The organism is Aeromonas sp. 600948, assembly GCF_049174875.1.
GTDB classification, from domain to species: Bacteria; Pseudomonadota; Gammaproteobacteria; order Enterobacterales; family Aeromonadaceae; genus Aeromonas; species Aeromonas veronii_A.
Genome location: NZ_JAAKTY010000014.1, coordinates 66470 through 78450, shown reverse-complemented (window position 1 = coordinate 78450; position 11981 = coordinate 66470). Strand labels below are relative to the sequence as shown.

General features: G+C 58.1%; 10 protein-coding genes and 1 tRNA gene. 6 read left to right on the top strand and 5 right to left on the bottom strand.

Annotated features, from left to right (window positions below):
• Positions 1–22 precede the first annotated feature (22 nt).
• Both G5182_RS13255 and tadA read right to left on the bottom strand, forming a co-directional pair.
• The gene (locus G5182_RS13255) at positions 23–2260 is read right to left on the bottom strand and encodes an ABC transporter permease subunit (RefSeq protein ID WP_227340827.1); all 2238 of its coding nucleotides are present in this window, start codon (positions 2258–2260) and stop codon (positions 23–25) included.
• A 204-nt stretch (positions 2261–2464) separates the two neighbouring features.
• Positions 2465–3022: a tRNA adenosine(34) deaminase TadA gene (gene tadA / locus G5182_RS13250; protein ID WP_408082950.1), complete on the bottom strand. Its 558-nt coding sequence runs from the start codon at positions 3020–3022 to the stop codon at positions 2465–2467.
• Positions 3023–3271: 249 nt separating this feature from the next.
• Here tadA and G5182_RS13245 point away from each other — a divergent pair.
• The 4 genes from G5182_RS13245 (at position 3272) to aceA (ending at position 7395) form a co-directional block, all read left to right on the top strand.
• Positions 3272–3348, top strand: a tRNA-Pro gene (locus tag G5182_RS13245).
• A 223-nt stretch (positions 3349–3571) separates the two neighbouring features.
• Positions 3572–3712 carry a hypothetical protein gene (locus tag G5182_RS13240; RefSeq protein WP_005334106.1) on the top strand — a complete coding sequence of 47 codons (141 nt, stop codon included), beginning with the start codon at positions 3572–3574 and terminating at the stop codon, positions 3710–3712.
• 688 nt (positions 3713–4400) lie between these two features.
• Positions 4401–6008: a malate synthase A gene (gene aceB, locus G5182_RS13235; RefSeq protein ID WP_227340829.1), complete on the top strand. Its 1608-nt coding sequence runs from the start codon at positions 4401–4403 to the stop codon at positions 6006–6008.
• A gap of 73 nt (positions 6009–6081) precedes the next feature.
• Positions 6082–7395, top strand: a complete 1314-nt coding sequence (aceA, locus tag G5182_RS13230) for an isocitrate lyase (protein WP_005344572.1) — start codon at positions 6082–6084, stop codon at positions 7393–7395.
• Positions 7396–7500: 105 nt separating this feature from the next.
• Here aceA and hda read toward each other — a convergent pair whose 3' ends face one another.
• The 3 genes from hda to upp all read right to left on the bottom strand — a co-directional run bounded on the left by hda (position 7501) and on the right by upp (position 10101).
• Complete coding sequence (gene hda / locus G5182_RS13225; RefSeq protein WP_013723920.1) at positions 7501–8202, bottom strand: DnaA inactivator Hda; 702 nt, start codon at positions 8200–8202, stop codon at positions 7501–7503.
• Positions 8203–8304: 102 nt separating this feature from the next.
• The gene (locus tag G5182_RS13220; protein ID WP_040066189.1) at positions 8305–9324 is read right to left on the bottom strand and encodes a DUF2066 domain-containing protein; all 1020 of its coding nucleotides are present in this window, start codon (positions 9322–9324) and stop codon (positions 8305–8307) included.
• A gap of 150 nt (positions 9325–9474) precedes the next feature.
• Entirely contained in the window at positions 9475–10101 is a 627-nt protein-coding gene (gene upp / locus G5182_RS13215) for a uracil phosphoribosyltransferase (protein ID WP_005334115.1), read from the bottom strand.
• Positions 10102–10277: 176 nt separating this feature from the next.
• Here upp and purM point away from each other — a divergent pair, with 176 nt between their 5' ends.
• Positions 10278–11315, top strand: a complete 1038-nt coding sequence (gene purM / locus G5182_RS13210; protein WP_227340830.1) for a phosphoribosylformylglycinamidine cyclo-ligase — start codon at positions 10278–10280, stop codon at positions 11313–11315.
• The gene (gene purN, locus G5182_RS13205) at positions 11312–11950 is read left to right on the top strand and encodes a phosphoribosylglycinamide formyltransferase (RefSeq protein ID WP_227340831.1); all 639 of its coding nucleotides are present in this window, start codon (positions 11312–11314) and stop codon (positions 11948–11950) included. The genes purM and purN overlap by 4 nt, the downstream gene beginning before the upstream one ends.
• Positions 11951–11981 lie beyond the last annotated feature (31 nt).

Below are 11981 nucleotides of genomic sequence, written 5' to 3'. Positions count from 1 at the left end.
TTGTCCATTACAGAGCCGCCCCTTACATCGAGCTGTATTTTTCACGCAACCGCTGACGGACAAACTCGGCCAGGGTGTTGAACATAAAGGTGAACACAAACAGGACGAAGGCCGCGAGGAACAATACCCGATAGTGGGAGCTGCCCACTTCCGACTCCGGCATCTCCACCGCAATGTTGGCGGCCAGAGTACGCAGCCCCTGGAACATGGAGAAGTCCATGATGGGGGTGTTGCCGGTAGCCATCAGTACGATCATGGTTTCGCCCACGGCACGGCCAAGGCCCATCATCACCGCCGAGAAGATGCCCGGGCTGGCAGTGAGGATCACCACTCGGCTCAGGGTCTGCCACGGGGTAGCCCCCAACGCCAGCGAGCCCTGGGTCAGGTGCTTGGGCACCGAGAAGACCGCATCTTCGGCGATGGAGAAGATGGTGGGGATGACCGCAAAGCCCATGGCGATACCGACCACCAGCGAATTGCGCTGGTCAAACTTGATACCCATTTCGTGGGTCAGCCAGATGCGCGAATCACCGTGCATAAAGGCATTCTCGATGAGCGGACTCAGGGCGAAGGCCCCCCAGCCAATCAGCAGCAGCACTGGAATAAGCAGGATGGCGTGCCATCCCTCCGGCAGCCAGGACTTGCCACGCTCCGGCAGGTAGTTCCAGACCAGTGCGGTCAACAGCATCCCCATCGGCAGCAGGATCAACAGCAGGATCACCCCGGGCAGCGCCCCCTCTATGATGGGCGCCAGCCACAGACCCGCCAGGAAGCCCAGGATAACGGTCGGCAACGCCGCCATGATCTCCACCGTCGGTTTGACGTATTTGCGCAGCCCCGCCGACATGAAGTAGGCGGTATAGATAGCACCGGCGACACCGAGCGGCACCGCAAACACCATGGCGTAGAAAGAGGCTTTCAGCGTACCGAATACCAGTGGCACCAGGCTCAGCTTGGCTTCAAAGTCGTTGCTGGCGGAGGTGGATTGCCACACATACTGGGGCTCCGGATACCCTTCATACCATACCTTTTGCCACAGGGCCGACCAGGTCACCTCGGGGTGATCGTTCTCCACCGAGAAAAGCTTGAAGGTCTCCCCTTGCTGCATCAGCAACAGGTTGTGACGGGGGGAGATGGCCAGAGCAGAGAGTTCACCCCCTTCCACCGTCTCGGTCAGCAGCTTGGTCTCGCCAGTGGCGTGGAAGAAGCTGATGATGCCGTCCTTGTCGGCACTGATGAAGGCTTTGCGATAGTGCTCGGGGGTCAGAAGATCCACCGCGCCATCGCCCTTGAAGTCACGGATCTGAGTGAACTGGCGTTTGCCATCTTTTGCCACTTCAAACCACTGGGAGATGATGCCGTTGTCGTTGCCCACCAGCAGGGAGGAGGCACCGGAGAGCAGCTCGACCCGGGTCACGTTGGCATCTGGCGCATTGATCTCCAGCACGTTGCGCACGGATATATTGCTCAGGTCATGAATGTCATAGACAGAGAGACGATTGCCTTCCCGCACAAAGAGGATCCGCAGATTGGGGGTCAAAAGCATCTGATCCACATGGCGCGGCAGGGACGGAATGGTGTAGTTCTCACTGCTCCACTCAATCTCGCCGGAGAGGAAGTTCTCCTCACCGCTCATCACCATCAGTACGCCACGACCATCTTCGGTCACGGCGGCGGTCGCCATCTTGTCCTTGGTGGCCTCAAACACCATGGCACTGAGCGCTTTGCCCTGCGGATCGACCACTACCGGCTCCTCGCCAAAGGGATATTGCAGACTGGGTTCGATCACCCGCACATCGTTGGGATAGGAGACCTTGAACGCAGGCTGGACGACCTGCGCCTTGCCATCGGCGAAACCGTAGGCGATCAGCTTCTGACCAGGGGACGGTGGCGCCACCGCAGTGACATCACCGGTGACCTCAGCATGACCAAGGGATTGCCCGACCTTGATCTTGTCATCTCCCTGCACCGCGAAGAAGTTGACCAGTCCTTTATCGCTGAAGCGATAGCCGATCTCGTTCTGCTCTTCCACGCCGAGCCAGGCGGTCTTCCCTGCTGCAGGCAGAGTAAATGAGGCAGTTGGCTCCATGGAGGCGCCATTGAAGATGGGTTTCACCACATAGAGCAGATAAAAGAAGATAAGCAGCAGCGCCACCAGTACCAGGGCTCCGCCTGTGGTGACGCCATATTTGGCCAATTTATCCTTGATCCGGCGTTTTCTACTGCCCGCCATGACCAGGTTTAACGATTCCGATGACATGCAAGACCTCAATGTAAGCTAGGCTTGGCGGCATTATATGGCGGTTGCATGACAGTTTTGTTACATCGAGAGCGCTTTAACCGAGGTTGCTAGTGGAAAAATGGGCGGGGGTCCTTTCGAGGGAAAGTGAACACAATATATTGTTTATAAAGAGATATTTGTGAGAATAATCAGCAAGGGCAGCCTGTGCTGCCCCCAAATGATTCAGGAAAGGGCATCGTTTGATTGTTGCAGCGCCAGTTTGGCCGCCTTTTTCTCGGCGCGGCGACGCTTGAAGAAGGCCGACAACTGGGCCGAGCAGGCATCGGCCAGCACACCGCCGGTCAGCTCGACACTGTGGTTGTGGCGCGGGTCCTGCAAGATCTCGAACACAGACCCCGCAGCACCGGTCTTGAGATCACGTGCGCCGTAAACCACCCGCTTGACCCGGCTATGGATCAGCGCACCGGCACACATGCAGCAGGGTTCCAGCGTCACATAAAGTGTGGTGTCGAGCAGGCGGTAGTTCGCCAGCTGCTGGCCCGCCGCCCGAATTGCCATCACCTCGGCATGGGCACAGGCATCGTGTTCGCTGATGGAGCGGTTCCACCCCTCTCCCACCACCTGACCATCCAGCACCAGTACGGCACCGACCGGGATCTCGCCAATCCCTTCGGCCCGAGCGGCCAATGCCATGGCATGGCGCATCCACTGTTCGTCCTGCTCGATCTGACTCTGTGCCTGACTCGGTATTTCTGGGACCTCTGATGGTTTCACGCCCATCCCCTCTTTATATTGTTCAATTGTGCCGTTTGCATTCCCGCGACCCACACCTGTCAGATAATTCCATAGATAGCAGGCATGATTAGCATCGCTGACAGGGCGGCGATTATGCCAAATCTGCACGTCAGACCCAAGCCGCATCCCGACTGAGCAATAAAGAAGCAATCGGCATCTCTATGATAAAAAAGGAGTTGCACCCGTTTGGCCATGCTATTAGACTTCCTCCCCGTCAGCCGAGTCTGACTCCGTCGGTGTGTAGCGCAGCCAGGTAGCGCATCTGCATGGGGTGTAGAGGGTCGGAGGTTCGAATCCTCTCACACCGACCATTTTCCCCGAGAATAGCCCAGTCAAACGACTGGGCTATTTTTTTGCCTCCGATTTATCTTCCTGACGATGCCTACCTATCAAGCACAAAAAACACTCAGAACCACTTGAATCTTTTTGCCGAACTCATTAAGATGCGCAACTTTCCGCCGGTAGACAACACAGGGAGGTGGAAACACGAGTGAAGGGATCACTGTCCGGCTTGCGTGCAACACAGGACCAGGCATGAACCAGAACACCGATTTCGCACCCGCCATTACGCTTTATTCCGTTCCTCACGACACCCCTTGCCACACCGAAAGCGAAAATGAACAGGTCATCCAGCTGGATGTGATCGATCTGGCCGAACCGGATGATGACTATTGAGCACGGTCAGATGGCTGTTCAATCACCGGCACATCGCCTGTTCAACGCTCTCCGTTTCAGGCCCTTGGCGAGAAATCTGCAAAAAACGACAAACTGCTAATTCTATCAAGGATGGCAGTATTATTGACTGATGTGTCTCCCCCTTCTCTCTCCGGCATTGCCCCCGACAACTGATACAAACCTACGTTATTGCGCTTCACTTTCCATCGCTGCAACCGCTGGTGCCAACAGAGCCTGCATCACCACACCAAGTTTAAAACGAACGTTCACCAATTAGGTCTAGCATTAGCAAAACATTCATTGCCACATTCAAACGCGCTTTATACGGCTGTTTTGGCAAAGCCTGGAGTTAGGTCGGGATTTGTTTTTGCATTTGTAATTTTATTACGTAATAAGTTACAAAATGAGGGTCAGGGTAACGGCCCAAATTAGCCGTTGTCCGAAGGGAAAAAGCAGGAGCATAACCATCTGTGTAGAGCTTTTACACCAACCCAATAAAACAATAAAAAACATCAACTTAACCATATCCAAAAAACAGGTGTTTAAAAAAAACTGTTGACGCACTCAACAATATTTCGCACCTTATCAATCGTGTTACCCCGTTGTTGCGGGAACGTTTCAGGAACAGGGATTCGACTTTAGTCGTAGTTAGTAAGTTCAAAATGTAATTCTCAAAGGAGTGAAACTTATGTCGGCACCGGCTCAGACCCACTGCAGCGCCCGCCTTCGCATCCAGGGCGAGATGCTGCCCGAATACGCGCAAATTCTGACGCCGGACGCGGTGGCTCTGGTCTCCGAACTGGTGGAACGTTTTGCTCCCCAAAGAGGGGAATTGCTGAAACAACGTGTGGCACGCCAGGCCCGTATCGATGGCGGCGAGCTGCCGGACTTCCTGCCGGAAACCGCCCACATCCGTGAAGGTGACTGGACCATTCGCGGCATTCCTGCCGACCTGCAAGACCGCCGTGTGGAGATCACCGGCCCGGTCGAGCGCAAGATGGTGATCAACGCCCTCAACGCCAACGTCAAGGTGTTCATGGCGGATTTCGAGGATTCACTAGCTCCCGCCTGGAATAAGGTGATCGAGGGCCAAATCAACCTGCGCGATGCGGTCAACGGCACCATCTCTTACACCAGTCCGGAAGGAAAGGCTTATACCCTGAACGCCGATCCGGCCGTCCTCATCTGCCGGGTTCGCGGTCTGCACCTGCCAGAAAAACATGTCACCTTCGATGGCGAGCCCATTCCCGGCGGCCTGTTCGATTTTGCTCTCTACTTCCTGCACAACTATCAGGCGTTGTTGGCCAAAGGCTCCGGCCCCTACTTCTACGTACCCAAGCTGCAGAGCCATCTGGAAGGGCGCTGGTGGAGCGAGGTGTTCGCCTGGACCGAGGACAAGTTCGGTCTGCCACGTGGCACCATCAAGGCCACCGTGCTGATTGAAACCCTGCCAGCCGTATTCGAGATGGATGAGCTGCTCTATCAGATGAAGGATCACATCGTTGCGCTGAACTGCGGCCGCTGGGACTACATCTTCAGCTATATCAAAACCTTGAAGAACCATCCGGATCGGGTACTGCCTGATCGTCAGGTGGTGACCATGGACAAGCCGTTCCTCTCCGCCTACTCGCGGCTGCTGATCAAGACCTGTCACAAGCGCGGTGCGCTGGCGATGGGCGGTATGGCAGCCTTTATTCCGGCCAAGGACGCGGCCGTCAACGAGCAGGTCTTCGCCAAGGTCAAGGCCGACAAGGAGCGCGAAGCCAACAACGGCCACGACGGTACCTGGGTCGCCCACCCTGGCCTCGCTGATATCGCCATGGCGGTGTTCAACGCCACCATTAAGGCTGGCGCCAAGAACCAGATCGGCGTACTGCGCGAGCAGGATGCCCCCATCACTGCCGCCGACCTGCTGGCCCCCTGTGAGGGCAAACGGACCGAGGCGGGGATGCGCACCAATATCCGGGTTGCCCTGCAATATCTGGAGGCCTGGATCAACGGCAACGGCTGCGTGCCCATCTACGGTCTGATGGAAGATGCCGCCACTGCCGAGATCTCCCGCACCTCCATCTGGCAGTGGATCCGCCACGGCAAGAGCCTCGCCAACGGCAAGGTGGTGACCAAGGCGCTGTTCCGCCAGATGCTGGCCGAGGAGCAGGAGGTGGTCAAAGCCGAGGTGGGTGCCGAGCGCTGGCAGGCGGGGCGCTTTGCCGAGGCGAGCGAGCTGATGGAAGAGATCACCTGCGCCGATACCCTGATCGATTTTCTGACGCTGCCCGGTTACGAGCGGCTCTGAACTCCGGGCCCCGGGCGGGGCTCGCCAATAACAAGTCAATGGAAACGTGAAATCAATGAAAGAGGGAACTGATATGGCACTGACCCGTGAGCAACAGATCCAGGCTATCGAGAAAGACTGGGCGGAAAACCCCCGCTGGAAAGGGATCAAGCGCGGCTACAGCGCCGAAGATGTGGTGAATCTGCGCGGCAGCTTGCAGCCGGTGCACACCCTGGCCCAGCGTGGTGCCGACAAGCTGTGGGGTCTGATCCACGGCGACGCCAAGAAAGGTTATGTCAACTGCCTCGGTGCCCTGACCGGTGGTCAGGCAGTACAGCAAGCCAAGGCGGGGATCGAGGCGATCTACCTCTCCGGCTGGCAGGTGGCGGCGGACAACAACTTGTCCTCCACCATGTATCCGGATCAGTCCCTCTACCCGGCCAACTCGGTACCGTCCGTGGTGGAGCGCATCAACAACTCCTTCGCCCGCGCCGACCAGATCCAGTGGGCCAACAAGGTTGGGCCGCAGGATGAGGGCTTTATCGACTACTTCCTGCCGATCGTGGCCGATGCGGAAGCCGGTTTCGGTGGCGTGCTTAACGCCTTCGAACTGATGAAGGGGATGATTGAAGCCGGCGCCGCTGGCGTGCACTTCGAAGATCAGCTGGCATCGGTGAAAAAATGCGGCCATATGGGCGGCAAGGTGCTGGTACCGACTCAGGAAGCGGTGCAGAAGCTGGTTGCAGCCCGTCTGGCAGCCGATGTGTGCGGCACCACCACCCTGGTGATCGCCCGTACCGACGCCAATGCCGCTGACCTGTTGACCACCGACGCCGACCCATACGATGCAGACTTCCTGACTGGCGAGCGCACTGCCGAAGGGTTCTACAAGGTGCGTGCCGGTATCGATCAGGCCATCGCTCGCGGTCTGGCTTACGCCCCCTACGCCGACATGGTGTGGTGTGAAACCGCCAAGCCGGATCTGGACGAAGCGCGTAAATTTGCCGAAGCAATCAAGGCCAAGTTCCCGGACCGCATCCTGGCCTACAACTGCTCCCCGAGCTTCAACTGGAAGAAGAATCTGGACGATGCCACCATCGCCCGCTTCCAGCAGGAGCTCTCCGACATGGGCTACAAGTACCAGTTCATCACCCTCGCGGGTATCCACAACATGTGGTTCCACATGTACGAGCTGGCCTACCAGTACGCCCGTGGCGAAGGGATGAAGCACTACGTCGAGATGGTGCAGGAGCCGGAATTTGCCGCCGCCAGCCGTGGCTACACCTTCGTGGCACACCAGCAGGAGGTTGGTACCGGTTACTTCGACAAGGTGACCACCGTCATTCAGGGTGGCCAATCCTCGGTGACCGCACTGACCGGCTCCACCGAAGAAGATCAGTTCCACTAATAAGAGAGCTGCCTTGAAATAGCAAAACCCCGGCCTGATGCCGGGGTTTCTTTTTATCTGCCATTCAAACGAAAGTCAGGCCACAACCGCACACCGCAGAGAGGATCAGAGCTCGAGGATCTCTTTGACAAAGGGAATGGTCAGCTTGCGCTTGGCGCGAAATGAGGCGTTGTCGAGCTGATTGAGGGTGGTGAGCAGGGTGCGCATATCGCGGGAGAGTCGGTTGAGCAGGAAGCGGCCCACATCGATGGGCAATTTGAAGCCCCGCAGCTCGGCACGCAGCTGCAGGGCACTGAGCTTGCCTTCATCATCCAGCTCTTCGAGATGGAAACTCACCCCCCAATCCAAGCGCGAGGCGAGATCCGGCAGTTGCAGCCCCAGTTTGCGCGGTGCGCTGCAACCTGTGACAACCAACGTCCCCTCGCCCTTCTCCTGCCAGCGATTGTAGAAGTCGAACAGCGCCCGCTCCCACACGGCATTGCCGGCGATCGCCTCGAGACTGTCGAGACAGACCAGCGGCAGGCTTTCGAGGGCATCGAGCATGCTGGGATCGAGCTGTTCAAATTGATCGAGGGAGAGATAGGCCGCCGCCGCATCGCGGGCGTTGACCTCGGCACAGGTGGCGTGGAGCAGATGAGAGCGTCCGGATCCCTTGGCTCCCCAGAAATAGAGGAAAGGTGATCCCTGACCGATGGCCGCGTTTTTGAGGGCGGTGATCAGATGAGCATTGTTGCCGGGATAAAAACTGACGAAGGTTTCATCATCCGGTAGTTGTACGGCTAAAGACAGTTGGGCCGGTTGCTTCACTCGTTGGGCTTTGACTGTGACATTTGTGGCTAAGTGTACCATCGCAATGGCAGATAGAGAACCGCCCGGACAAGCCGGGCGGTAGACAAAAGCCTTATAACATCAGGGCTGCGACCATTGGTAACGCAAACCGCTGCCATTATCGTCAACCTTGCGCAAACGACTCTCAAGCTGCAGCGCCCGTACCAGCTCGGCCTGCTCCCCTTGCAGGGTGAAGTTGAAGGTGACCTGGTCCCCCTCCAGCTTGCCGATCGCCACCTTGCTGACGTTGGCCATCCCCTGCAGCATCTTCTGCACGGCGATCATGCTGTCCACTTCGGAGAGGCCATCTACCACCAGGGTCTGGCTGGTTGCCGGACCAGAAATGCGGGCACCGTAGTTTTTCACCAGCCAGGCCGCCAGGGTATCGGCAAACCCTTGCGCCACTTCGGCCTGAGTGCCGGTGCTATTGCCACGGGTCAGCTCGGTCACTTCACCGGCCGCTTTGGGGCCGTAGAGTCCCCAATCGATGCTCCACTTGTCACCTTCCGGTGTCAGCTTGCCCAACACCACCATCTCGGCGCCATAGCGCTGGCTTGCCTGCAAAATCGGGTCGGCAAAGCGGCCCCAGACATCGGTGGCACTGACCGCCATGTTGTCATCGAGATCCATCAGCGGAATGCTGATGGGTAGCCCCAGCGTCTGGGCCTGCTCGCGCAAGGCTTGCGCCCAACCATCGCTGGATTGATCCGCCAGCAGACGGCGCTCCCCCTGATCCACCACCAGCCAGATGGCCATTTGGGGACGAGCCGGGCCAAGCAGGGCAAACTGGCTCTCGGAGACCAGGCTGTTGACCTTGTCACTCTTGAACTCGGCTTTCAGATACTTGACGGAGTCCTGATCCTGATAGCCATAGCTTTTGACATAGTCGCCCGGGGCCGCCAGCGCCTTGACCACCACCGGCTGGGTGAGGATGTCGCGCTTGCCGGTGACCTTGATCAGCACCTGACCCAGTGCCTGCCCTTGAGCGGCCACCATGTCGCCACTGGTCGGGGCCTTGCCCTGATAGAGGTCGGTCACCTGAGCGGCCGAGGCCATGAATGACAAGCCGCAGCAGAGGGCGGTCACAACACGTTTGAACATGAACAGAGTCTCGAAATGGGAGAGTGTGCTTATGGTAGCGGCAAGGCGCATCCTGCGGCAAGGCTGGCACAAGCGGCCACAAACAGCAGAGCCGGCGATGCGCCGGCTCCGATCACCCCTTCCACATGGGAAGAAGGTCAAGGCATAAACTTATTTGGTACCGAAGATCTTGTCGCCTGCATCGCCCAGACCCGGCACGATGTAGCCTTTCTCGTTCAGCCCCTGGTCGACAGAAGCGCAGTAGAGCTCTACGTCGGGGTGAGCGGCTTCCAGCGCCTTGATCCCTTCCGGCGCGGCAACCAGTACCAGCACCTTGATGGATTGGCAGCCTTTCTTCTTCAGCAGATCGATGGTAGCGATCATGGAACCACCGGTGGCCAGCATCGGATCGATGACCAGCGCCAGACGCTCTTCGATGTTGCTGACGATCTTCTCGAAATAGGGAACCGGTTGCAGGGTCTCTTCATCGCGGTAGATACCGACCACGCTGACGCGGGCGCTCGGCATGTGCTCCAGCACGCCATCCATCATGCCAAGGCCGGCACGCAGGATAGGTACGACGGTTACCTTCTTGCCTTTGATCTGGTCAACTTCTACTGGCCCATTCCAGCCATCGATGATAACCTTCTCGGTTTCGAAGTCAGAGGTCGCTTCATAGGTCAACAAACTGCCCACTTCTTTGGCCAGTTCACGGAAACGCTTGGTGCTGATATCGCCTTCACGCATCAGACCGATCTTGTGTTTGACCAGGGGGTGTTTGACTTCAACGACTTTCATTATTATCTCCTCTAACCTGCCGCAAAAAAATCGCGGAATCATACAACAAAAGCCACCGCTTGTAGAGCATTTCCGCGCAAAAACGCGCAAACGATTTCCTTTCTGGTTTTTCACCGCCACTGTTAGAATACGCCCCGAATTTTACCCTCCACTTCTTTACATGACGGGGAATACTCGTGACTGACAAAACCTCACTGAGCTACAAGGATGCTGGCGTAGATATCGATGCCGGCAATGCACTGGTTGAACGTATCAAGGGCGTGTCAAAGCGCACTCGTCGTCCTGAAGTCCTTGGTGGTCTTGGCGGCTTTGGGGCCTTGTGTCAAATCCCTGCGGGCTACAAGGAGCCGGTACTGGTCTCCGGTACCGATGGTGTGGGCACCAAGCTGCGGCTGGCCATCGACCTGAAGAAGCACGACACCGTGGGCATCGATCTGGTGGCCATGTGCGTCAATGACCTGATCGTACAGGGCGCCGAGCCGCTGTTCTTCCTCGACTACTATGCAACCGGCAAGCTGGACGTGGACACCGCAGCCGCGGTGGTCACCGGGATCGGTGCCGGTTGCGAGCAGTCAGGCTGTGCCCTGGTGGGCGGCGAGACCGCCGAGATGCCGGGTATGTATGAAGGGGAAGACTACGACATCGCCGGTTTCTGCGTCGGTGTGGTGGAGAAGAGCGAAATCATCGACGGTAGCAAGGTCGGTGAAGGGGATACCCTGATCGCCCTGGCCGCCAGCGGCCCTCACTCCAACGGCTTCTCCCTGATCCGTAAAATTCTGGAAGTCTCCAAAGCCGACGTGCATCAGCCGCTGGGTGACCGCACCCTCGCAGATGCCTTGCTGGAGCCGACCCGCATCTATGTGAAACCTGTGCTCAAGCTCATCAAGGAGTGCGAGATCCACGCCCTCTCCCACATCACAGGTGGCGGCTTCTGGGAGAATATCCCCCGCGTATTGCCTGCCAATACTCAAGCGGTGATCGACGAGCAGAGCTGGCAGTGGCCGGCTGTGTTCAGCTGGCTGCAGCAGGCTGGCAACGTCACCCGTCACGAGATGTATCGCACCTTCAACTGCGGTGTCGGCATGATCATCGCCCTGCCCGCCAATCAGCTGGAGAAGGCGCTGACCCTGCTCAAAGCGGAAGGCGAGAACGCATGGCACATCGGTCATATCGCCAAGGCAGCAGACGGTGAGGAGCAGGTCGTCATCAAATGATGCGGATCCTCGTCCTAATCTCCGGCAGCGGTAGCAATCTGCAGGCGATCCTCGACCACTGCGCAAGCGGTAAGATTGTCGGTGAAGTGGTCGGCGTCATCAGCAACAAGGCCGATGCCTATGGTCTGGTTCGCGCCAAAGAAGCGGGGGTGGCGACCTCCATTCTGGCCCAGCAGCAGTTTGCCAGCCGGGAGGAGTACGACGCCGCCCTGCTGGCGCTGATGGCAGACTATCAGCCGGACTTGGTGGTGCTGGCCGGGTTTATGCGGATATTGAGCGGCGATCTGGTGCGCCATTTCGCCGGGCGGATGATCAATATTCACCCCTCCCTGCTGCCCAAGTATCAGGGCCTGCACACCCACCAGCGCGCCATAGATGCCGGTGACAGTGAACACGGCGCCAGCGTCCACTTCGTGACCGAAGAGCTGGACGGGGGCCCGGTGATCCTGCAGGCCCGCGTGCCCATCTTTGAAGGGGACACGGCGGAGGAGGTAGCGGCACGGGTACAGGCGCAGGAGCACAGCATCTACCCGCTGGTGGTACGCTGGTTCTGCGAAGGCAGGCTGCAAATGGTAGACGGCGCCGTGCAACTGGATGGCGCCCTGCTGGGCCCCGCGGGTTACGCCTGCGAGTAACCGCTAACAACTGCATGTCAGATACAACAAG

Excerpts from the sequence above, each read along its gene's own strand:
- G5182_RS13255 (WP_227340827.1), bottom strand. The coding sequence starts at position 2,260 with ATGTCATCGGAATCGTTAAACCTGGTCATGGCGGGCAGTAGAAAACGC.
- tadA (WP_408082950.1), bottom strand. The coding sequence starts at position 3,022 with ATGGGCGTGAAACCATCAGAGGTCCCAGAAATACCGAGTCAGGCACAG.
- G5182_RS13240 (WP_005334106.1), top strand. The coding sequence starts at position 3,572 with ATGAACCAGAACACCGATTTCGCACCCGCCATTACGCTTTATTCCGTT.
- aceB (WP_227340829.1), top strand. The coding sequence starts at position 4,401 with ATGTCGGCACCGGCTCAGACCCACTGCAGCGCCCGCCTTCGCATCCAG.
- aceA (WP_005344572.1), top strand. The coding sequence starts at position 6,082 with ATGGCACTGACCCGTGAGCAACAGATCCAGGCTATCGAGAAAGACTGG.
- G5182_RS13220 (WP_040066189.1), bottom strand. The coding sequence starts at position 9,324 with ATGTTCAAACGTGTTGTGACCGCCCTCTGCTGCGGCTTGTCATTCATG.
- upp (WP_005334115.1), bottom strand. The coding sequence starts at position 10,101 with ATGAAAGTCGTTGAAGTCAAACACCCCCTGGTCAAACACAAGATCGGT.
- purN (WP_227340831.1), top strand. The coding sequence starts at position 11,312 with ATGATGCGGATCCTCGTCCTAATCTCCGGCAGCGGTAGCAATCTGCAG.